At 69.8% G+C, this 22,549-nt stretch carries 20 protein-coding genes; 17 read left to right on the forward strand and 3 right to left on the reverse strand.

Translation table 11 applies throughout. From position 1 onward, the window contains the following. The first annotated feature begins 6 nt into the window (after nt 1–6). From IM25_RS14675 to IM25_RS14705, 7 genes are read left to right on the forward strand one after another with little or no spacing between them, the layout of a single operon-like run. Complete coding sequence (locus tag IM25_RS14675; RefSeq protein WP_230809554.1) at nt 7–519, forward strand: dimethylamine monooxygenase subunit DmmA family protein; 513 nt, start codon at nt 7–9, stop codon at nt 517–519. Then, nucleotides 519–1,514 (forward strand): PDR/VanB family oxidoreductase, encoded by a 996-nt coding sequence (locus tag IM25_RS14680; protein ID WP_006551169.1) that lies wholly within the window; start codon nt 519–521, stop codon nt 1,512–1,514. The genes IM25_RS14675 and IM25_RS14680 overlap by 1 nt, the downstream gene beginning before the upstream one ends. Next, a complete protein-coding gene (locus tag IM25_RS14685; protein ID WP_084295019.1) occupies nt 1,511–2,536 on the forward strand; it encodes a heme-dependent oxidative N-demethylase family protein in 1,026 nt (341 codons plus the stop codon). The genes IM25_RS14680 and IM25_RS14685 overlap by 4 nt, the downstream gene beginning before the upstream one ends. Continuing rightward, nucleotides 2,533–3,009: a dimethylamine monooxygenase subunit DmmA family protein gene (locus tag IM25_RS14690; protein ID WP_033096469.1), complete on the forward strand. Its 477-nt coding sequence runs from the start codon at nt 2,533–2,535 to the stop codon at nt 3,007–3,009. Before IM25_RS14685 ends, IM25_RS14690 begins: the two co-directional genes overlap by 4 nt. Before the next feature lie 24 nt (nt 3,010–3,033). Further along, nucleotides 3,034–4,014 carry a heme-dependent oxidative N-demethylase family protein gene (locus IM25_RS14695; protein ID WP_033096470.1) on the forward strand — a complete coding sequence of 327 codons (981 nt, stop codon included), beginning with the start codon at nt 3,034–3,036 and terminating at the stop codon, nt 4,012–4,014. Between the two features lie 59 nt (nt 4,015–4,073). After that, complete coding sequence (locus IM25_RS14700) at nt 4,074–5,285, forward strand: winged helix DNA-binding domain-containing protein (RefSeq protein WP_065996143.1); 1,212 nt, start codon at nt 4,074–4,076, stop codon at nt 5,283–5,285. A gap of 9 nt (nt 5,286–5,294) precedes the next feature. Continuing rightward, nucleotides 5,295–5,900, forward strand: coding sequence for a GNAT family N-acetyltransferase (locus IM25_RS14705; RefSeq protein ID WP_033096472.1), 606 nt, complete (start codon nt 5,295–5,297; stop codon nt 5,898–5,900). A 22-nt stretch (nt 5,901–5,922) separates the two neighbouring features. Here IM25_RS14705 and thiD read toward each other — a convergent pair whose 3' ends face one another. Continuing rightward, nucleotides 5,923–6,714, reverse strand: coding sequence for a bifunctional hydroxymethylpyrimidine kinase/phosphomethylpyrimidine kinase (thiD, locus tag IM25_RS14710; RefSeq protein WP_006551175.1), 792 nt, complete (start codon nt 6,712–6,714; stop codon nt 5,923–5,925). A gap of 125 nt (nt 6,715–6,839) precedes the next feature. Between thiD and IM25_RS14715 the strand changes: the two genes are divergently transcribed. Next, complete coding sequence (locus tag IM25_RS14715; protein ID WP_065996532.1) at nt 6,840–8,834, forward strand: S9 family peptidase; 1,995 nt, start codon at nt 6,840–6,842, stop codon at nt 8,832–8,834. A 32-nt stretch (nt 8,835–8,866) separates the two neighbouring features. Here IM25_RS14715 and IM25_RS14720 read toward each other — a convergent pair whose 3' ends face one another. Beyond that, nucleotides 8,867–9,232, reverse strand: a complete 366-nt coding sequence (locus tag IM25_RS14720; protein ID WP_033096699.1) for a hypothetical protein — start codon at nt 9,230–9,232, stop codon at nt 8,867–8,869. Between the two features lie 182 nt (nt 9,233–9,414). Between IM25_RS14720 and IM25_RS14725 the strand changes: the two genes are divergently transcribed. From IM25_RS14725 to proB, 9 genes are all read left to right on the forward strand, one after another. Continuing rightward, on the forward strand, nt 9,415–12,075 hold the full coding sequence (locus IM25_RS14725; protein WP_065996144.1) for a valine--tRNA ligase: 2,661 nt from the start codon (nt 9,415–9,417) through the stop codon (nt 12,073–12,075). After that, nucleotides 12,072–13,493, forward strand: a complete 1,422-nt coding sequence (folC, locus tag IM25_RS14730) for a bifunctional tetrahydrofolate synthase/dihydrofolate synthase (RefSeq protein ID WP_033096474.1) — start codon at nt 12,072–12,074, stop codon at nt 13,491–13,493. The genes IM25_RS14725 and folC overlap by 4 nt, the downstream gene beginning before the upstream one ends. Continuing rightward, complete coding sequence (locus IM25_RS14735; protein ID WP_006551180.1) at nt 13,490–13,900, forward strand: DUF4233 domain-containing protein; 411 nt, start codon at nt 13,490–13,492, stop codon at nt 13,898–13,900. The genes folC and IM25_RS14735 overlap by 4 nt, the downstream gene beginning before the upstream one ends. Before the next feature lie 9 nt (nt 13,901–13,909). Then, nucleotides 13,910–14,329: a nucleoside-diphosphate kinase gene (gene ndk / locus IM25_RS14740; RefSeq protein WP_006551181.1), complete on the forward strand. Its 420-nt coding sequence runs from the start codon at nt 13,910–13,912 to the stop codon at nt 14,327–14,329. A gap of 445 nt (nt 14,330–14,774) precedes the next feature. Then, a complete protein-coding gene (locus IM25_RS14745) occupies nt 14,775–18,182 on the forward strand; it encodes a translation initiation factor IF-2 N-terminal domain-containing protein (RefSeq protein WP_442971904.1) in 3,408 nt (1,135 codons plus the stop codon). A 147-nt stretch (nt 18,183–18,329) separates the two neighbouring features. Next, a complete protein-coding gene (rplU, locus tag IM25_RS14750; protein WP_006551183.1) occupies nt 18,330–18,641 on the forward strand; it encodes a 50S ribosomal protein L21 in 312 nt (103 codons plus the stop codon). A 36-nt stretch (nt 18,642–18,677) separates the two neighbouring features. Beyond that, a complete protein-coding gene (gene rpmA, locus IM25_RS14755) occupies nt 18,678–18,941 on the forward strand; it encodes a 50S ribosomal protein L27 (protein ID WP_006551184.1) in 264 nt (87 codons plus the stop codon). Between the two features lie 140 nt (nt 18,942–19,081). Next, a complete protein-coding gene (obgE, locus tag IM25_RS14760) occupies nt 19,082–20,539 on the forward strand; it encodes a GTPase ObgE (RefSeq protein ID WP_019289071.1) in 1,458 nt (485 codons plus the stop codon). A gap of 51 nt (nt 20,540–20,590) precedes the next feature. After that, complete coding sequence (gene proB, locus IM25_RS14765) at nt 20,591–21,694, forward strand: glutamate 5-kinase (RefSeq protein ID WP_006551186.1); 1,104 nt, start codon at nt 20,591–20,593, stop codon at nt 21,692–21,694. Nucleotides 21,695–21,699: 5 nt separating this feature from the next. On the opposite strand, the gene IM25_RS14770 is transcribed toward proB, so the two are convergent. Next, nucleotides 21,700–22,545, reverse strand: a complete 846-nt coding sequence (locus tag IM25_RS14770) for an NAD-dependent protein deacetylase (protein ID WP_006551187.1) — start codon at nt 22,543–22,545, stop codon at nt 21,700–21,702. Between the last annotated feature and the right edge of the window lie 4 nt (nt 22,546–22,549).

Below are 22,549 nucleotides of genomic sequence, written 5' to 3' on the forward strand. Positions count from 1 at the left end.
GATGCCGTGAACGTCTGTATGGACACCACCAGTGTGCCGAGGTGGGACGAGGAACGGAGCATCGCCGGCGGGGGACGGACCTTCACGATCCTGTCCTTCGGCGACGAGGCCGCCGAGCAGGCGCGGAATCTCTTGCTGTCCTTCGACGGTCGGCGGGTGGACTGGATGCGTCTGCCCGCCGAGTGGGGCGACACAGCTGCCCGCGTCCTCCGACGGCAGCTCGACGCCTCCCGGGTCGGCTGCCGACTCGTCCTCGTCGGATCCGAGGCCGCCGTCCTCGCCGCAAGGGCCGTGGCGGTGGCCGGCGGGCTCGTCGACGAGGAGATCATGCCCGTCCCGATCGACACCGCCGACCGCGCGGTCTACTGCGCACACTGTCACACCACCCATCTCGCCGACGTCGAGGTCGGCCGGTGCACCACCTGCCCGAACTGCCGCGCGGAACTCGTGGTCTACCACCATGTCTCGCGTCACCACGCGGCCTACCTCGGCTACATGATCGACGCGGAGGAACGCTGATGACCCTGATGTCCGACAGCCCCGCAACGAACGTGCCGTCCGACGCCGGCCTGGTGCTGGCGGTCGACGAGGTCACCGCACTGACCCCGACCGTGCGGCACATGCGGCTGGTCGCGTCCGACGGCGCACTCCTGCCCTCCTTCACCCCGGGCAGTCACATCGTCGTGACCTGCGGAACCGGGCCGGAGGGGCAATCCCGCCGGAACTCCTACTCCCTCACCGGACCCGGTTTCGAGCCCGACCACTACGGCATCTCCGTACGGCTCGAGGAGGACGGCCGCGGTGGCTCCCGCTGGATCCACTCCCTGCGAGCGGGGGACAGGGTGCAGGTGAGCACCCCGCGCAGCGCCTTCGCCCCGGTCCTCACCGCGCGGCACCACCTGCTCGTCGCCGGCGGAATCGGCGTCACCCCGATCCTGTCCCACGTCCGCGCCGCCGTGCAGTGGGGCCGCTCGTTCGAGGTGCACTACGTCCACCGGGAGGGCGACGCCGCCCACCTCGACGACCTGGAGCAGCTGTGCGGCGACCGCCTCCACCTCCACACCGGCCGCGACGGCTTCTGGGAGCATATGGGACCCGCGCTGCTGGACCAGCCGATCGGCACCCACCTCTACGCGTGCGGCCCGGCTGCGCTCATCGACGAACTCACCGACCGTGCCGGTCGCGCCGGCTGGCCCGGCGCCCGCGTGCACTACGAGCACTTCGGGGTCGGCGACCTCGACCCCGGCGAACCGTTCACCGCACACCTCACCCGCAGCGGCGTCGACGTGGACGTCGCCTCGGGTGTCAGCCTCCTCGAAGCGCTCGGATCCCGCGGCATCGCGGTCCCCAGCCTCTGCCGTCAGGGCGTGTGCGGGGAGTGCCGGCTGCCCGTGGTGAGCGGCGACATCGAACACCGCGACCTGTATCTCGGCGCCGCCGAGAAGGAGGCCGGAGACTGCCTCATGCCGTGCGTCTCCCGCGCGAACGGACCCCGATTGGAGCTGGATCTGTGAGTACCACGATCGACCTCGAGGCCCTCGGCGACAGCGCGGCGATCCCCGACCGCATCGCCCGCTTCCCGTTCCCCTTCCCCCGCGACACCTACCGCTACAGCACCAACGTCGAACCCGCCGGCAGTGTCGTGGAGACACCCGTCGGGGGATGGGGGACCCACCCCGTCGACGTCGACGGGCGGTACCGGGAGGATCTCGCCGAACGCACCCGCATCCTCGCCGAGGACCCCACCCGGTTCCAGGCTCTGCCGCACATGGAGATCGCCCAGTGGGACGCGATGCTCACCCTCATGCGGATGCTCACCGACGCCCACCCCGAGAAGTTCTCGCTCGACGGGGACGGTGCGGCCCGGCGATTCACCAACCAGGCACTCGGCGTCGAACAGTCCTTCGTGTTCGGTGATCCGTCCACCCTGCCCGAACCACCCCTGCTGTTCGTCGGCAGGCACCTCCAGGAGGACGTCGTGCTGCTCGACCAGCGTGAGGGTGCCCTCTGGGGCGACGCCGGACTGGTGACCTTCGCCGCCGACTGGTCGCTGCGCTTCGACGTCGGCATGAGCTTCCTGCAGATCCACGGGCCCGTCCCGCGCGTGCACACCGAAGGGGTCATCCCGCGCGCCCAGCAGTTCCTCATGGGCCTGCAGCCCGGCCGGCAGTACCGCCGCACCAACTGGTCGCTCAGCGTCGACCGCCTCCTCGACCAGTCCACCGAGACCTATCCCGTGTGGGGACGCGACCGGCGGCTGCTCGCCGAGGGGCCGCTCGAGGACGTGGGGCGCCGGCTGAACCTGCGCGTCGAGGTCCAGCACCTCGTGCGCCTCGGTGTCTCCGGCGCGATCATGTTCCTCATCCGCACCTACCTGCTGCCCTTCGAGGACATCGCCCGCGTACCGGAATGGGCCGAGCGGTTGTGCCGTGTCCTCGAGGAGCTGCCCGAGGATATGGCCGACTACAAGGGCATCACCCGCACCCGCGAACCGGGGGTGCGCTGGCTCCGCACCTACGGGGGTGTGCGGACGTGAAGGCCTCCGGATTCGTCCACGGCGACCCACCCGCACTCGACCGTGCCGGTCGCGCCTTCCTCGTCCTCGCCGCGAGCGACTGCGAACTCGCGCGAAAGGCGGTGCGGCACTGGATGGCCGACGCCTCCGAACTTGGACGCGACGCCGCCTCCCTCTACGACCCGACACCCGGTCGCGCCGCCGAAGCGGTCGCCGCGCTGAGGGCGGGATCACGCATCCTCGTCGCCGGTCCGGCCGCCGAGGCCATGGCCTACACCGCCGCCGCCCGGCAGGCCGGCGCCCTGCCCTGCGAACTCATCACCTACGTCACGTCGACGGTGACGCTGACGGTTTTCTGCCCCCACTGCGAGACGACACAGCGGGCCGACGCGCGACCCGGCGACAGGATCTCGTGCGCCGGGTGCGGGATCTCCCTCGAGATCCGCCCGCACCTGTCGAGTCACCACGGCACCTATCTCGGAGCCGTCGCCTGACAGAACCGACCGGAAGGACCGAATGTGACCGTTATTAGCGACCTGTCCTATCTCCCGTGGCCTTTTCTCGAAGGTGAGAACAGATTCCGCTACGGGGTCAACGTCGAACCCGCCCGCCGCCGCGTCGACACGTTCGCCGGCGGCTGGGGCGAACACATCGTCGACCTCGGACCTGACTACGTCGAGATGATGGCCCTGCGACAGGGGATCCTCGAGCGGGACCCGCACCGGGTCCGCTACCTCCCGCACATGACCCCGGCCTCGTGGGACCTGCTGATGTTCTACTTCCGCGAGATGGCCGCGTCGTATCCCGACCTCATGACCCTCGACCGACTCGGATCCGGATACCGTTGGCGCAACCAACCTCTCGGAATCGACTGCACCTTCGTCCCGGGTGATCCGGAGACGCTGCCCGAACACCCGCTGGTGTTCGTCGCCTGCCAGATCCCCGACGACGTCCTGCTCGTCACCGAACGCGACGGCCACCTCTACTTCGACGCCGCCGTGGTGACCTCCTCCGCCGACTGGTCGGTGAAGTTCGACATCGGCATGAGCATGCACGAGATCCACCGTCCCGTACCCGGTCTCACGCGCGACGGGGTCACCGACCGGGCCGAGCAGTTCCTGCGCCGGCTCACCGCCGACCAGCCCTACCGACGGGTGAACTGGACCTTCTCGGCCGTCGGCTCGCGGCGCCGCGACACGAGCCTCGAGACGATGCCCGAGTGGATGGACGACATCCCCCGCCTGATGGCCGAGAAGGACTGGGGGAGGATCCAGCTGCGCATCGAACTCGAGCACCTCATCCGGCTGCCGACGACCGGTGCGATCGTGTTCAACATCCGCACCTACATGGCACCCCTCGCCGAGATCGCCGCCTACCCGCAGTGGGCGTACCAGCTCGCCGACATCGTCGAGGAGCTGCCGCGCGAGATCGCGCAGTACAAGGGCATCGACGAGTACCGGATGGAGGCGATGGCCTGGCTGCGCGAACGAGCAGCCTGAGGCCGCGGGGCCCCTTCACCGCGCGCCCGAGGTCGGTGGCCGGTCCTACGATGACGGCCATGGCCGCACCCAGGATCGACGTGGACGAACGCCGGGCACGACTGGCCGTCCGGCACCGGTTGCATCCCGCCCACCGCGCCCCCGACGCCGTCGACGCGGCGACGTCCCTGGTGTGCCTGCACGGCACCGACCCGGCGACCGTCTACCTGTCGGCGTGGGCACGTGTGGACGGGTTCACCGTGGCCGACCTCGACAGGGCGCTCTACGACGACCGCACCATGGTCAAACACATGGCCATGCGGCGCACCGTCTTCGTCGTCCCGCTCGGCACCCTCCCGGTGGTGCAGGCCGGGGCGAGCGCCCGGGTTGCCGCCGCACAACGGCGCACGGTCGTCAAGGACGTCGTGAAGGCCGGATTGCACGACGACGGCGAGAGCTGGCTCGACGAGGGGAGCCGCCACATCCTCGCCGCCCTGGCCGACGGGCGGGAGGCGACATCGAGCGAGCTCAAAGCCGAGATCCCGCTCCTCGACGGCGCGCTGGAGTTCGGTGCCGGCAAATCCTGGGGTGGGCCGGTCACCTTCGCGCCTCGCGTGCTCACGGTGCTCTCCGCCGAGGGGAAAGTGGTCCGGGCGTCGAACAAGGGGTCGTGGCGGGTTTCGCGCCCCACCTGGACGACCACCGAGTCGTGGCTGGGCTCGGCCGTCGACCCCGTCGACGAGGCGACGGGTGTGCGCGAACTCGTGCGGATGTGGCTGCGCGCATTCGGTCCCGGCACCGAGGGGGATCTGAAATGGTGGCTCGGCTCCACCCTCACTGCCGTCCGCGCGGCCCTCGCCGAACTCGACGTGGTGGAGGTCGATCTCGACGGCCGTCCCGGCTACCTCCTGGCCGACGACGTGGACGAGCCCGCTCCCGTCGAACCGTGGGGTGCACTGCTGCCCGGTCTGGACCCCACGGTCATGGGGTGGACCGAACGCGAGTGGTATCTCGGGCCGTACAAGGAGGCGCTGTTCGACTCCAACGGCAACGCCGGTCCCACCGCCTGGTGGGACGGACGGATCGTCGGCACGTGGTGGCAGACCGACACGGGAGCGGTGAGCCTGCATCTGCTCGAGGACATCGGCGCCGAGGGCACCGCGGTGCTACGCGAGGAAGCCGCCCGCCTCGACGACTGGCTGGGTGGGGTGCGGGTGATGCCGCGGTTCCCCACGCCCCTCGCGAAGGAACTGGCGACGGAAGGCAGGTCGTCGGGCACGTCTTCGTCGTAGGCTGCCGACATGGCCGTCGAACCGAGAACCGCCACGCGCCGCGACATTCCGGTCTTCGCTCGGGTGATCGCCGAGGCGTTCTTCGACGATCCGGTCTTCGCGTGGATGTTCCCGGACGAGGAGCACCGTATCCGCCGCATGACCCTTTTCTTCGCCGCCGACGCCCGCCACCACATGGTGCCGTTGGGAGCCACCGACATCGCCGAGTCCGATGGGACCGTCGGAGGCGCGGCGATGTGGGCGCCGCCCGGACGATGGCGCACCGATGCGTGGACCTCCCTCCGCCTCCTGCCCGGCTTCTACGCCGCGCTCGGCCGCTACATGAAGCGGGGAGGGCAGGTCAACGTCACCCTCGACGCGGCGCATCCGGACGAACCGCACTGGTACCTGTCGACGATCGGCACCTCACCTGATGCGCGGGGGACCGGCCTCGGCAAAGCCCTGATGAAGGCCGGCCTCGACCGCGCCGACGCCGAACACGCCCCCGCCTACCTCGAGTCGAGCAAGGAATCGAACGTTCCCTACTACGAGCGGTTCGGGTTCGAGGTCACCCGCGCCATCGTCATCCCCGGTGGTGGGCCGACCCTGTGGGGGATGTGGCGGCAGCCGCGCTGACGGGATGCTTCCCGCCTTCGGATCAGGCGCCCTGCCAGACGGTGTCGAACGGGGTGTTGGCGGACACGCGGCCCTTGATCCCGGTCGTGACGAAATCCTTCGCGCGGGCCGCGGCGTCGGCGACCGACGCGCCCTTCGCGAGTTCGGCGGTGATCGCGGCGGCGAGGGTGCAGCCGGCGCCGGAGACACGCTCGTTGCCGACCTTCGGTGCCGTCAGGAGGGTGACCTCGGAGCCGTCGAACAGCACGTCCACGGCGTCCTCGCCGTCGAGTTCGACGCCGCCCTTCGCGACGACGTACTTCGGGCCGAGGTCGTGGATGCGACGCGCCGCCTCGATGAGCTGGTCGACCGAGGTGATCTCGTCCATCCCGGACAGCGTCCGTGCCTCGAACAGGTTCGGGGTGACGACCGTGGCGTGGGGGAGCACCTGCGCGCGCAGGGCGTTGTCGGTGTCGAGGGCCGCGCCGGCCTCCTGGCCCTTGCAGATCAGGACCGGGTCGAGCACGACGTGCCGCCAGTCCTGCTTCTCGAGTCCCTCGGCTACGACGTCGATCGTCGCGGGCGTGCCCAGCATGCCGATCTTCACCACGTCGAGATTGTGGGCGGCGGTGGCGGCCTCGATCTGCTCGGCGATCACGTCGGCCGGGACGGGGAAGAAGCGGTGGCCCCAGTTGTTCTTCGGGTCGAACGAGACGATGCACGTCGTGGTGCCCACCCCGTACACACCGAGCTGCTGGAACGTCTTGAGGTCGACCTGCAGACCGGCGCCACCGGTCGCTTCCGAGCCGGCGATGACGTATGCGAGGTCGACCATGTGAGTGCTCCGTTCGGACTGGGTGACGGCGTTGCCACGGGATGTACCCGCCGAACGACCAGGTTACAGACGAACTCGGTGCCACCTTGCGGACCGCCCACCGCCGCTCCCGATATCGTCCAGGCATGACGGCCTTCCACGAGCTCGACGACTACCTGGCGCTTCCTCGCGTCACCTCCCTCACGATGTCCCCGGACGGGAATCGCCTGGTGATCACGCAGTCGACGCTCGACGACAAGGCCACCTCGTACACCGAGGCTTTGTGGGAGGTGGATCCCGAAGGCAACGCCCCGGCGCGACGCCTCACTCACGGCACGACGGGTGAATCGAACCCGACCTTCACCGCGTCCGGCGACCTGCTGTTCACCGCCGCCCGGGGCAAGGACGATCCGCCGGTGTCGCTGTGGCGACTGCCCGCAGCGGGCGGCGAGGCCGAGCAGGTCGGATCCCGCAAGGGTGGATTCGCATCGGTGCACGCGGCATCCGAGGCCGACCGGATCGTCCTCGTCGCGTCCGTCCTCGGCCACAGCGAGTCCGACGACGAACGGATCCGGGACGCCCGTAAGGACAAGGTCGTCACCGCGGTGCTGCACACGGGCTATCCGGTGCGCTACTGGGACCACGATCTCGGACCCGACCAGCCGCACCTGCTCGTCCCGGACAACTGCGGCCACGGGTTCACCGACCTCACGCCCGGGATCCGAGGGTCGCTGCGTGATGGCTCCGTCGACATCGCTGCCGACGGTTCGTTCGCCGCCGCGACCTGGGTGGTCCCCGGTCCGCTCGCCTCGCGCCGGGTCACGCTCGTGCGGGTCGATCTCGGCACCGGCCTGCGCACCCCGCTCGTCGACGTCGAGACCGGCGACGCGACGCACCCGTCGATCTCGCGCGACGGGACGAAGCTCGCCTACCTGCACGAATCGATGGGCGACGCGGAGACCCCGCCGCAGATCACCGTCCGCGTCCTGGACATCGCGAGCGGAACCACGACCATCGAGGCCCCTGAATGGGACAGGCGTCCCACTTCCGTCACCTGGCTGCCCGACGGTTCCGGTCTCGTGCTCACCGCCGACGATCACGGCCGTGCGCCGGTCTTCGTGCAGAGACTCGGATCCGCGCAGCCCGACCGCCTGACCGCGGACGACGCCGCCTACACGGACGTCTGTCTCGCACCCGACGGCAGCAGGGCGTACGCGCTGCGCGCCTCCTACGAAGCGCCGCCGCACCCCGTGCGCATCGACCTCACCGGACCGGACGCCGGCACCGTCACGCCGCTACGTGCTCCCGCTGCGCTCCCGGAACTGCCGGGACGTCTCGAGGAACTGACCACCGAGGCCGCCGACGGCACGCCGCTGCGGGCGTGGTTCGCGCTTCCGCACACGGCGTCCGCCGACGACCCCGCGCCGATGCTTCTGTGGGTGCACGGCGGTCCGCTGAGCAGCTGGAACACCTGGTCGTGGCGCTGGAACCCGTGGCTCCTCGTCGCCCGCGGCTATGCGGTGCTGCTGCCCGATCCCGCACTGTCCACCGGCTACGGCGACGACTTCGTGCGGCGTGGCTGGGGTCGGTGGGGGAACGAACCGTACACCGATCTGATGGCCGTCACGGATGCCGCGGTCGCGCGTGAGGATATCGACGAGGAGCGGACCGCGGTGATGGGCGGATCGTTCGGTGGATATCTCGCCAATTGGATCGCCGGGCACACCGACCGGTTCCGCGCGGTCGTCACCCACGCGGGTCTGTGGGCGCTGGACCAGTTCACCCCGACCACCGACGTTGCCTGGTACTGGCAGCGGGAGATGACCCCGGAGATGGCGGTCGAGAACTCACCGCACCTGTTCGTCGCCGACATCGTCACGCCCATGCTCGTGATCCACGGCGACAAGGACTATCGCGTCCCGATCGGCGAAGCCCTGCGCCTGTGGTACGAGCTGCTCAACGAATCGGGTCGACCCGCCGAGGACGACGGCACCACCGTCCACCGCTTCCTGTACTTCCCGTCCGAGAACCACTGGGTGCTGAAGCCTCAGCACTCGAAGATCTGGTACCGGACCGTCGAGGCGTTCCTGTCCGAGCACGTGCTCGGCCGCCCGCTCGACCTGCCGGACGAGCTGGGCTGACCGAGGACGTCCGCTCGGGGTCTACTGCCTCGCTATTCGGGCGGGCGCGGCCGGTCGCCCGGCGAGACCGGCGGACGCGGGGGCTCGTCGGTGGCCGGTGTCGACTCGCTCGTCGCGGAACCGGAACCGGCCGAGTGCTGACCCGATCCGCCGCGATGGGTGACCTTCTCGGCGAGACCACCGACCGTCTCCTGGAGGTGCGGTGCCTTCTCCTTCACGACGCCGGCCGCTTCCGTCACCTTGTCCTGTACCGCAGGAATGACCTTTTCCTGCACCGCCGGGTTGTGCCACAGCTCGTTCGAACGCCCCCGCATCTTGTCGTAGGTCTCGCGTCCCGCCCGGGTCCCCGCGACGAATCCCGCGGCCGCACCTGCAGCGAAGATCAATGCCCGCATCATGACGGTGTCCTCCGTCCTGTCCGTTCGGCGTCCGCGCATTCGGCCGCCCGGCACTGCGATACCCGGTCGGGGAGCGGGCCACACTCTTCTGTCGCGACCCCTGTCCGGCTCTGTCGCGACCCTTGTCCATCTCTGTCGTGGCCCGTGTCCAGGAGGTTCGCCGCGACGCTTACGATTGACGGGTGACCAGTGCGCCAGAGAACTCGCAGAACCCCGCCGACGCCCTTCCCAAGAGCTGGGACCCCAGCGCCGTCGAAGCGGAGCTCTACCAGCAGTGGGTCGACGCCGGCTACTTCGAGGCCGACCCCACGAGCGACAAGCCCGGGTACTCGATCGTCCTGCCGCCGCCGAACGTCACCGGCAGCCTGCACATGGGTCACGCCCTCGACCACACCCTCATGGACGTGCTCTCCCGCCGTAAGCGCATGCAGGGCTACGAGGTGCTGTGGCTGCCCGGCATGGACCACGCCGGCATCGCCACCCAGACCGTCGTCGAGAAGCAGCTCGCCGCCGACGGCAAGAAGAAGGAGGACCTCGGTCGCGAGGCCTTCATCGAGAAGGTCTGGCAGTGGAAAGCCGAGTCCGGCGGCATGATCCAGGACCAGATGCGTCGCATCGGCGACGGTGTGGACTGGTCGCGCGACCGCTTCACCATGGACGAGGGGCTGTCCCGCGCGGTACAGACGATGTTCAAGCGCCTCTACGACGAGGGGCTGATCTACCGGGCCGAGCGCCTGGTCAACTGGTCGCCCGTGCTGCAGACCGCGATCTCCGACATCGAGGTGAAGTTCGAGGAGGTCGAGGGCGAACTCGTCTCCCTGCGCTACGGCTCCCTGAACGACGACGAGCCGCACGTCGTCGTCGCTACCACTCGTGTGGAGACGATGCTCGGCGACACCGCCGTCGCGGTGCACCCCGAAGACGAGCGCTACAAGGACATCATCGGCATGACGCTCGAGCACCCGATCACCGGCCGGCAGATCCCGATCATCGCCGACGAATACGTCGACCCCGAATTCGGTACGGGCGCAGTGAAGATCACGCCTGCGCACGACCCCAACGACTTCGAGATGGGCCTGCGGCACGCCCTGCCGATGCCCACGATCATGGACAAGGCCGGTCGTATCGCCGACTCCGGCACCCGCTTCGACGGCATGGACCGTTTCGAGGCGCGCATCGCGATCCGCGAGGAACTCGCCGCGCAGGGCCGCGTCGTCGCCGAGAAGCGCCCCTACCTGCACAGCGTCGGCCACTCCGAGCGGTCCGGCGAGACCATCGAGCCGCGGCTGTCGATGCAGTGGTGGGTCAAGGTAGACAAGCTCGCCAAGGCTGCCGGCGACGCGGTGCGCAACGGTCACACCGTCATCCACCCGGCGAGCCAGGAACCGCGCTGGTTCGACTGGGTCGACAACATGCACGACTGGTGCATCTCGCGTCAGCTGTGGTGGGGTCACCGCATCCCGATCTGGTACGGCCCGAACGGCGAGGTCGAGTGCTTCGGCCCCGACGAGATCGCCCCCGAGGGCTGGGAGCAGGACCCGGACGTGCTCGACACGTGGTTCTCGTCCGGCCTGTGGCCGTTCTCCACGATGGGCTGGCCGGAGAAGACCCCCGAGCTCGACAAGTTCTATCCCACCAGCGTTCTCGTCACCGGCTACGACATCCTGTTCTTCTGGGTCGCCCGCATGATGATGTTCGGCACCTACGTGTCGGGTGACGACGCGGTGCACCAGGCGCAGGTGCCCTTCCGGGATCTGTTCCTGCACGGCCTCGTCCGCGACCAGTTCGGCAAGAAGATGTCGAAGTCGCGCGGCAACGGCATCGACCCGCTCGACTGGGTCGAGCGTTTCGGCGCCGACGCCCTGCGCTTCACGCTGGCGCGCGGCGCGAACCCGGGTGGCGATCTCGCCGTCGGTGAGGACCACGCCCAGTCGTCGCGCAACTTCGCGAACAAGCTGTTCAACGCGACCAAGTTCGCATTGATGAACGGCGCGGTGATCGGCGAGCTCCCGGCCCGCCAGCAGCTCACCGACGCCGACCGGTGGATCCTCGACCGCCTCGAGCAGGTGCGGACCGAGGTCGACGCGGCCTTCGATCATTACGAGTTCTCGAAGGCGTGCGAGGCGCTCTACCACTTCGCGTGGGACGAGGTCTGCGACTGGTATCTCGAGCTCGCCAAGGTCCAGCTCGCCGAGGGCAGCGCCCACGCCGACGGCACCAAGGTTGTGCTCGGCACCGTCCTCGACCAGCTGCTGCGCCTGCTGCACCCGGTCATCCCGTTCGTCACCGAGACCCTGTGGAAGGTGCTCACCGGCGGCGAGTCCGTCGTCATCGCGTCCTGGCCCGAGACGTCCGGCATCGCCACCGACGAGACCGCGGCGCAGCGGGTCGCCGACCTGCAGAGGCTCGTCACCGAGATCCGCCGGTTTCGCAGCGACCAGGGTCTCAAGCCGTCGCAGAAGGTCGCGGCCCGGCTCGTCGGTGTCGAGGACGCCGATCTCGTCGCGCAGGTGCCGGCCGTGCAGTCGCTCGCGCGCCTGACCGCGCCGGAGGACTCGTTCTCGGCCACCGCGTCGATCGAGGTCCGGCTGAGCCGCGCGACGGTCACCGTCGAGCTCGACACCTCCGGCAGCATCGACGTCGGCGCCGAGATCGCGCGCCTGCGCAAGGATCTCGCCGCCGCGGAGAAGGAACTGACGGGCACCTCCGCGAAGCTGTCGAACGAGGCCTTCCTCGCGAAGGCACCCGATCAGGTGGTCGAGAAGATCCGCGGTCGCAAGCAGATCGCGGAAGAGGAGATCGCACGGATCACCGCACGACTGAAGGAGCTGGGCGCGGCGTGAGCACCGACACCCCGGGGGCGCCGTCCCCGGTGGACCTGGCCGAACTGACGCTCGTCGAAGCCGAGCTCGACAAGCGCTGGCCGGAAACGAAGATCGAGCCGTCCCTGGCGCGGATCGCCGCGCTCATGGACATCCTCGGCTCGCCGCAGAACAGCTACCCGTCGATCCACGTGGCCGGCACGAACGGCAAGACGTCGACAACCCGGATGATCGACGCGCTGCTCACCCGCATGCACCACCGGGTCGGCCGGACGACGAGCCCGCACCTGCAGCTCGCCACCGAGCGGATCAGCATCGACGGCGCGCCGGTCTCGCCGCGGACCTACGTCGACACCTACCGCGACATCGAACCGTACGTCCGGATGATCGACGAGCAGTCCGAGGCGGCCGGTGGCCCGAAGATGAGCAAATTCGAGGTCACCACGGCCATGGCGTTCGCGGCGTTCGCCGATGCACCCGTCGACGTGGCGGTCGTCGAGGTCGGTCTCGGCGGACGGTGGGACGCCACGAACGTCGTCACCGGGCAGGTCGCGGTGATCACGCCCGTCGGCATCGACCACACCGGCTATCTCGGCGACACCCTCACGGAGATCGCGGGGGAGAAGGCCGGGATCATCAAGAAGGCACCCGACGACGGTCTCGTGCCCCGCGACACCGTGGCGATCATCGCGCAGCAGGAACCGGAGGCGATGGACGTGCTGCTGCGGCAGGCCGTCGAGGCCGACGCGGCCGTGGCCCGTCAGGGATCGGAGTTCGCGGTGGTGCGGCGTGCGGTCGCCGTCGGCGGACAGCAGATCGACCTGCAGGGTCTCGGGGGTCTCTACACCGACATCTTCCTGCCGCTCCACGGCGAGCACCAGGCGCACAACGCGTCGGTCGCGCTGGCCGCGGTCGAGGCGCTCTTCGGGGCGGGCCCCGGCAAGCAGCTCGATGTCGAGGCGGTGCGCGACGCGTTCGCGTCGGTGACCATGCCGGGCCGGCTCGAGCGGGTGCGCAATGCGCCCACCGTCTTCCTCGACGCCGCGCACAATCCGCACGGCGCGAAGGCCCTCGCGGCCGCGCTCGCCCAGGAATTCGACTTCCGCAAGCTCGTGGGCGTCGTGAGCGTGATGGCCGACAAGGACGTCGCAGGTCTGATCGAGGCGCTCGAACCGGTCTTCGACGAGATCGTCGTCACCCACAACGGGTCGCCGCGAGCGATGGACGTCGACGATCTCGCGAACATCGCCGTCGCCCGATTCGGCGACGAACGGGTCGTCACCGCGGCGACGCTCCCGGATGCGATCGAAACCGCGATCGCGATCGCGGAGGAGGTCGGCGAGCCCGGTGAAGCGGTGTCGGGCGCCGGGGTCGTGGTCACCGGTTCGGTGGTGACCGCAGGTGCGGCCCGCAGTCTGTTCGGAAAGGATCCCGCGTGAGCAACGACAAGCCGGAGGAACAGAAGTTCCGGCCGCCGACGACGGACCCCTGGAAGGGCTTCCGCGGCGTGATGGCGGGAACCCTCGTGCTCGAGGCGATCGTGGTGCTGCTGGTGCTGCCGGTGATCGCGACCGTCGGCGGGGGACTGAGCGCGTGGTCGACGACCTACGTCGTGGGCCTCGCCGTTCTCATGTTCCTCGGAGCCGGGGTGCAGAAGAAGTCGTGGGCGATCCCGTTCAACATCACGCTGCAGGTGCTCGCCGTGCTCGGCTTCTTCGTCGACCTCGCGTTCGGTGCGGTGGGTGTGCTCTTCGCCGCGGTGTGGGCGTACATCTTCTACCTGCGCAAGGACATCAGGGATCGCGAATCCAGGGGTCTGCTGCCGGGCCAGCGGGACGACCTCTAGGCTTGTCGCGTGACTGAGCGGACCCTGGTACTGATCAAGCCCGACGGCGTCGCACGCCGTCACGTCGGAGAGATCCTCTCGCGCATCGAGCGCAAGGGGCTGGACATCGTGGCTCTCGAGCTGCGCACTGCGACGGAGGAGGTCGCCGGAGCGCACTACGCCGAGCACGAGGGCAAACCCTTCTATCCCTCGCTGATCGAGTTCATTACCGGCGGCCCCCTCGTGGCCGCGGTCCTCGAAGGCCCGCGCGCGATCGCGGCGTTCCGTCAACTCGCCGGTGGCACCGATCCGGTCGAGAAGGCCGTGCCCGGCTCGATCCGCGGCGACCTCGGCCTGGACCCGGGCGAGAACCTGGTCCACGGCTCCGACTCGGTGGAGTCCGCCGAGCGCGAGATCGCTCTCTGGTTCCCCGCCCTGGCTGCGAAGTAACAGCCCCGCACGAGCGGCGCCTGGCGTGTCGCTCACGAAACCTCTCGGGGCGTCGCGCTTCGCGCCTCCCGACACCGCCGACGGCGCCCTCCGGGGCGCCGTTGGCGTATCCGTACATCTCCGTGTGGGATACTGGCAGAGGTTGCTCCGCACACACCGCGTGCGGAGCGGCCGAACGACATCACGGATCGATGCCCGACATCGCTGTGGCCGAGGACGAAGGAGACACCTCGCTCGGCGGCACGCTGGATGTTCCGGCGCTCGACCCGCGATCAAGCCAGGCATTGCTCGGCCGTGCAGTGAAAACGGGCACCGGACGACCGCGCGATGCGAGACCGGAAGGACTCGCGCCCACCCGGCGCGAGTACACAAGCTGCGCCCCCGCGTGGCCGCTCACATCGCTGTTGTCGGTGGTGGACGCGCCCGGGGTCCTTAGGAGACCTACGTGGCCGATCAAGAGCCGCCGGAGAACAACTCGATCGAAGCGTCGGACGCAGGGGGACGGAACCTCCTCGGTCTGCCTGCCAAGATCCGCGTCCATGCCCTCGCCAAGCTGCTGGGGCTGACCAGTAAGCAGGTGATCGCGAAAGCCGCCGAGCGCGGCACCGAGCTGCGCAGTGCGCACTCGACCCTCCCACGCGACGTCGCGGAGGACCTGCACGCTGCGTTGAGCGACGACACGGGCACGGCCGAGCCCGCCGTGCAGGAAGCCGAGACGGCTCCCGAGGCCGAGACCGCCCCCGAGCCTGCCGCGGAGACGACTCCCGAGCCTGCGGCCGAGGCTGCGGAGACCGCCGAGGCCGAGCCGGTCGAGAGCGACGAGCTGCGACCCGCCGAGAAGACCGCGGACGAGACCGCACCGCAGGCCGTCGAGATCCCCTCCGTCGGAGGACCCACCGGGTTGTTCACGTCGGTGGAGCAGAGCACGCCGCTGTTCGAGATGCCCGAGCCGTCCACCACGGCCGAGCCGATCGTCGCTGCACCGCTGTTCCTCCAGCCCGAGGTACCCTCGCCTGCCGAGGGAGAGGAGGAGACCCGCCCGCGTCGCCGGCGCGCACGCCGCGGAAAGGACACCGAGCAGGCACCGGCCGAGGACGAGCAGCAGACCGCCGAGCCGGCCGCCGAGTCCACCGAGGAAGCGCCGTCGCACCAGGCGGACGAAGACCAGGACGACCAGCCGCGTCGCCGCCGACGCGGACGTCGCGGTCGTGGACGTGGACGCGGGGACGGCACCGACACCGACCAGCAGGACGAGACGACCGCGACCGGCGAGGACTCCGAGTCCGCCGCCGCGGAGACGGAGAAGTCCGCGGCCGCGGAGACGGAGAAGTCCGCCGAAGCGGAGTCCACCGCAGCGGAGACTCCCGCCGAGGAGACCGCCGGCACCGAGGAGAGCACCTCCGACGAGTCCGCCTCGGGCGACGAGCAGGGCAGCGACGAGCACGACACCGACGACGAGCAGGGCGGGGGGACGTCCCGTCGTCGCCGCCGTCGCCGTCGCCGTCGCGGTTCCGACACCGACACCGCGAGCACCGACGACGACTCGGTTCCCACGGTCGTCCACGAGCGGGAGCCGCGTCCGAAGAGCCGCGCCAAGGACGAGGTCCAGGGCATCAGCGGTTCGACGCGCCTCGAGGCGAAGCGTCAGCGTCGTCGCGACGGTCGCGAGGCCGGTCGCCGCCGGCCCCCGATCCTCACCGAATCCGAGTTCCTCGCCCGCCGCGAGGCTGTCGACCGGGTCATGGTCGTGCGCGAACGCACGGGCGGTTCCCACGCGGGCATGACGCAGGTCGCGGTGCTCGAGGACGGCATCCTCGTCGAGCACTTCGTCACGACCTCCGGTTCGGCGTCGATGGTCGGCAACATCTACCTCGGTCGCGTGCAGAACGTCCTCCCGTCCATGGAGGCGGCGTTCATCGACATCGGCCGTGGCCGCAACGGCGTGCTCTACGCGGGTGAGGTGAACTGGGAGGCCGCCGGCCTCGGAGGCAACTCCCGCAAGATCGAGCAGGCCCTCAAGCCCGGCGACCAGGTGGTCGTGCAGGTCAGCAAGGACCCGGTCGGTCACAAGGGCGCGCGTCTGACCACCCAGATCAGCCTCGCCGGACGCTTCCTGGTCTACGTGCCGGGAGGTTCGTCCACGGGCATCAGCCGCAAGCTCCCCGACACCGAGCGCAAGCGTCTGAAGGACATCCTCCGCGAGATCGTCCCCTCCGAGGCGGGCGTGATCATCCGTACCGCCGCCGAGGGCGTGAGCGAGGAGGACCTCTCGCGCGACGTCCCCCGCCTGCAGACGCAGTGGGAGTCGATCCGCGAGCAGTCCGAGAAGCTGCAGGCCGACGCCTCGGGCCAGCCGAAGACGCTCTACGAGGAGCCGGATCTGCTCGTGAAGGTCGTGCGAGACCTGTTCAACGAGGACTTCTCCAAGCTCGTCATCGAGGGCGACTCGGCGTGGAACACCGTCGAGAGCTACATCCGGACGGTCGCACCCGACCTGCTGCCGCGCGTCGAGCGCTACCGTTCGGAGAACTCGGTGGACGTCTTCGGTGCGCACCGCATCGACGAGCAGCTCGCGAAGGCTCTCGACCGCAAGGTGTGGCTGCCGTCCGGCGGCACGCTCGTCATCGACCGCACCGAGGCGATGACCGTCATCGATGTCAACACCGGCAAGTTCACCGGTTCCGGCGGCAACCTCGAGGAGACGGTCACCCGTAACAACCTCGAGGCGGCCGAGGAGATCGTCCGCCAGATGCGCCTGCGCGACATCGGCGGCATGATCGTCGTCGACTTCATCGACATGGTCCTCGAGTCGAACCGCGACCTCGTACTGCGTCGCCTGACCGAGGCCCTCGGCCGGGACCGCCCCCGCCACCAGGTCTCGGAGGTCACCTCGCTCGGCCTGGTCCAGATGACGCGCAAGCGGCTCGGGACCGGTCTCGTCGAGGCGTTCTCCACCACCTGTGAGCACTGCAGCGGCCGCGGCCTCATCGTGCACTCGGAGCCGATCGAGTCGAAGTCCTCGGACGACTCCGGTCGTTCGTCCGGCGGTGGTTCGCGGCGTAAGCGTGGACGCGACAAGAGTTCGCAGGAGCCCGCCGCCGAGACGCACACGACGCCGTCGCCCGAAGAGGTCGTCAAGCGTGCCGCGCACCCCGTCGCGCTCGCGATGGCCGCGCACAACTCGACACCGGCCGCGGACGCTCCGGCCGCAGAGCCGGCAGCGACCGAGACCGCATCCGAGGCGGCGTCCGCACCTGCGGCCGACGTCGACCCGGTCAAGGTCACCGAGCCGCTGCGGGCCGTCGAGCCCGAGAAGGTCGCCGCACCGACGAAGGAGCCCGTCGCAGGGGAGGACGCCACCACGGTGACGACCGCCTCCGACGAGCCCGCCGAGATCGAGGCAGAGGTCGCAGCAGCCGAAGCCGCGGTCGCGGAGACCGCTGTTCCCGAGGCTGCCGTGTCCGAGACGGCCGTCTCCGGCGCAGGGGAGAGCACCGACGGAGCGGCTTCCGTCGAGGCCGCAGGACCGGCTCCGCGTCGCCGTCGGGCACGCAGGGTCGCCCGGGCGGCCGCAGCGCCCGCCGGGGACGGCGGGCCTACAGCCAAGGTGTTCGTCGTCCCCGCGACGACCGGGCCGTCCACGGGGGCCGAGTCGGACTCCCGGCCGAGCACACCGGTCGAGACGCCGGTGGAGATCGTGCGGCGGCCGCGTTCGCGGCGTGCCGCAGGGCGCCCCGCCGGACCTCCGGTGGACGCCGAAGCGTGCCCCTCCGCTTCCGGGCCGGTCACGACCGGCCCGGAAGCGGGCACTACCGTGCCACCCGGTTTGACCCTGGGAGTCACCTTCCCGTAATCTTGTTCAGTCGCTACTCGGCGATAGTGCCCAGCCGCGTCCGGATTCAGGATGCCGGCGGGACCCGAGTCAGCAACCACACCAGACCAGTCGCGTCCGCAGCACTGTGGCGCGAGCACGTTCGAAGAAGCAAGGGGTAGCCGTCCGATGGCAACGTACGCGATCGTCAAGACCGGCGGTAAGCAGTACAAGGTCGCTGAAGGCGACCTCGTCAAGGTCGAGAAGATCGAGGGTGAGCCCGGCGCTGCTGTCTCGCTTGCCCCGGTCCTCGTCGTCGACGGATCCGAACTGACCACCGACGCCGACAAGCTGGCCAAGGTCTCGGTCACCGGCGAGATCGTCGAGCACACCAAGGGCCCGAAGATCCGCATCCACAAGTTCAAGAACAAGACCGGGTACCACAAGCGCCAGGGCCACCGTCAGAAGCTGACGGTCGTCAAGGTCACCGGCATCAAGTAAACCGAGCTTCGAGCTTCAACCCCAGGAGGGTTCGTCATGGCACACAAGAAGGGCGCATCCAGCTCCCGTAACGGTCGCGATTCGAACGCACAGCGACTCGGCGTCAAGCGCTTCGGTGGCCAGGCCGTCAACGCCGGCGAGATCATCGTGCGCCAGCGCGGCACCCACTTCCACCCCGGCGTGAACGTGGGACGCGGCGGCGACGACACGCTGTTCGCCCTCGCGGCCGGTGCCGTCGAGTTCGGTACCAAGCGCGGTCGCAAGACCGTCAACATCGTTCCGGCTGCGGCAGACGCCTGATCTGCCGTCCGGTAACGGACACCGCGGGACCAGCTCCCGCGACATACTCCCAATAGGGGCGGGGCAGGGTCGCACACCCTGACCCGCCCTTGTTGCGTTGATCACCAGGTTTGTTTTTTAGGACGAGAGAAGGTCCACCCATGTCCCGCTTCATCGACCGGGTGGTGCTGCACGTCAGCGCCGGCAAGGGCGGCAACGGCTGCGCCTCCGTCCACCGCGAGAAGTTCAAGCCGCTCGGCGGCCCCGACGGCGGTAACGGAGGAAACGGCGGCGATGTCGTCCTCGAAGTCGACCGGAACGTCCACACCCTGCTCGACTTCCACTTCCACCAGCACGCCAAGGCGACCAACGGTGCCCAGGGCGCCGGCGGCCACCGCAACGGTGCCAACGGCGGCGACCTCGTCCTGAAGGTTCCCGACGGCACCGTCGTACTCGACCGCGACGGCCGCATCCTCGCCGACCTCGTGGGCACCGGCACGCGTTTCGTCGCCGCGCACGGCGGTCGCGGTGGTCTCGGCAATGCCGCACTCGCGTCTAAGGCACGCAAGGCCCCCGGCTTCGCGCTCCTCGGTGAGGAAGGCGAGGAACTCGACCTCGTCCTCGAACTGAAGTCCGTCGCCGACGTCGGCCTCGTGGGCTTCCCCTCGGCCGGCAAGTCGTCGCTCGTGTCGGTGCTGTCGGCCGCCAAGCCGAAGATCGCCGACTACCCGTTCACCACCCTCGTGCCGAATCTCGGTGTGGTGCAGTCGGGCGACACGACCTTCACCGTCGCCGACGTGCCCGGCCTGATCCCCGGCGCCAGTGAGGGTCGCGGCCTCGGCCTCGACTTCCTCCGTCATCTCGAGCGCTGCGCCGTGCTCGCGCACGTTGTCGACTGCGCGACCCTCGAACCCGGCCGCGACCCGATCTCCGACATCGACGCGCTCGAGGCCGAACTCGCCGCCTACCAGCCTGCGCTGTCGGGCGACAGCGGACTCGGCGACCTCGCCGAGCGCCCCCGCATCGTCATCCTCAACAAGGCCGATGTGCCCGACGCGAAAGAACTCGCCGAGTTCGTCACCCCCGAACTCGAGGCCCGTGGCTGGCCGGTCTTCACGATCTCGGCCGTGAGCCGCGACGGCCTGCGTCCGCTGACGTTCGCCCTCGCGAGGATGGTCGACGAGTACCGGGCGGCGCATCCGCCGGCCGCGCCCACCCGCCCGGTGATCCGTCCCGTCGCCCGCGACGAGGAGGCCTTCACCGTGGTCCGCGATCCCGAGGTGCCCGGCGGATTCATCGTGCGGGGCACCCGTCCCGAGCGGTGGGTGCGCCAGACGGCCTTCGACAACGACGAGGCCGTGGGTTACCTCGCCGACCGACTCGCCCGTCTCGGCGTCGAGGACAAGCTCGTCAAGCTCGGCGCGGAACCCGGATGCTGGGTCACCATCGGCGAGGTCGGCTTCGAGTGGGAACCGCAGACGCAGGCCGGCGTGGACGTCGTGCCCACCGGTCGCGGCACCGATGCCCGTCTCGACCAGGTCGACCGCGTCGGCGCTGCCGAGCGTCGCCACGCGAAGAAGGTGCGCCGCGGCCTGGCCACCGACGACGAGTTCGAGTAACCGTCCGCGCGCCCCCACCGTTCAGGAAACCCGAAGCGTACCGAGGAGAACATGAGCGACACCCGGGAGGTCGTCTCCCACGCCCGCAGCGTAGTGGTCAAGATCGGCTCGTCGGCGATCACGAGCCTGGTGGGTGGACTCGACCGTGGCCGGCTCGATCGTCTCGTCGATGCCATCGAGGCCCGCATCCGCACGGGTTCGAGTGTCATCGTGGTCTCCTCGGGTGCGGTCGGTGCCGGGCTTGCACCGCTCGGTCTCACGAGTCGGCCGCGTGATCTCGCGACGAAGCAGGCCGCGGCCAGCGTCGGGCAGCTCACCCTCGCCCACGCCTGGGGCACCTCCTTCGCCCGCTACGACCGCACGGTGGGCCAGGTGCTCCTCACCGCCGACGACATCGGCCGGCGCACTCAGCACCGCAACGCGCAACGCACCCTCGACCGGCTGCGTTCGCTCGGGGCGGTGCCGGTGGTCAACGAGAACGACACCGTCGCGACCGTCGAACTGCGCTTCGGCGACAACGACCGGCTCGCTGCACTCGTCGCGCATCTCATCGGCGCCGACGCGCTGATCCTGCTGTCCGACGTCGACGGCTTGTACGACGGGGATCCCCGCAAGGGCTCCGCGAACCTCATCCCCGAGGTCCGCACCCCCGAGGATCTCGACGGTGTGGTCGCCGGGTCGGGCGGCGCGCTGGGCACCGGTGGCATGGCGTCGAAACTGTCCGCGGCCCGTCTCGCGGCGGACTCCGGCGTGCCGGTGCTGCTCGCCGCGGCATCCCAGGCCGATCGTGCGCTGGGCGCCGCCGACGTCGGCACGGCCTTCGCGGCCCGCCCACAGCGTCTGTCGGCGCGGCGTTTCTGGGTGCGGCACGCCGCCGACGTCCACGGTTCGCTGTATCTCGACGAGGGTGCCGTGCGGGCCGTGATGGAGCGGCGACGCTCGTTGCTCGCCGCCGGAATCACCGGCACCAGTGGCGGTTTCCACGCCGGCGATGTCGTCGGCATCGTCGCGCCCGACGGCCGCACGGTCGCGCGCGGGGTGGTGGCCTACGACGCGTCCGAACTCGATTTCATGATCGGCTTCTCGACCGGTCAGCTGCCGCCGGATCTCCAGCGACCCGTCGTGCACGCCGACGACCTCGTCCGGGTGGTCTGAGAACCTCACGAAGTCGGTGCGGTCACCGCGTCGGCCAGGAAGGCGAGGGTCTCCGAGGTACCCGCCTCGAGCTTGAGGGTCGCCAGCGCATCCCCGCGGGTGGGGCCACGATTGATCACCACCACCGGGATGTTCCGCTGCACGGCGCGACGTACGAACCGCAAACCCGACTGCACCGTCAGTGAACTCCCGGCGACCAGCAGGGCGTCGGCACCGTCCACCACCGAGAAGGCGAGATCGACGCGCGGGCGCGGCACCGTCTCCCCGAAGTACACGATGTCGGGTTTGAGCATCCCGTCGCAGCGCTCGCAGTCGACGACGACGAAGTCCTCGGTGTCGGTGACCACCGCGTCCGCATCGGGGGCGACCTCGAGACCGGTCGTCGCGCGCATCCGATCGTCGAATCCCGGATTGGCCGCGCACAGCCGTTCGTGCAGCGTGAACCGCGAGATGCGGTGTTCGCACGACAGGCATCGGACCTGCGCGTAGGTGCCGTGCAGGTCGATGACCTGCCGGCTGCCGGCCTTCGTGTGCAGCAGGTCGACGTTCTGGGTGATCACGCCGACGACGGAACCGGCGCGTTCGAGGGCCGCGAGCGCCCGGTGCCCGGGATTCGGGCGGGCGGCGTCCATGTGCTTCCAGCCGACGTGGTTGCGGGCCCAGTAGCGTTGCCGGAACTCCGCGTCGCCGACGAACTGCTGGTAGGTCATCGGGTTGCGGGGCGGCGAGTCCGGTCCGCGATAGTCGGGGATACCGGAGTCCGTCGACAGCCCGGCGCCGGTGAGAACAGCGATCCGACGGCCGTGCAGGAGAGTGGGCAGGTCGTCGGAACGGAGTGGAACGTCGATCACTCCT

Source organism: Rhodococcus sp. p52 (genome assembly GCF_000763325.2).
In the GTDB taxonomy this organism is placed as follows: Bacteria; Actinomycetota; Actinomycetes; order Mycobacteriales; family Mycobacteriaceae; genus Rhodococcus; species Rhodococcus pyridinivorans.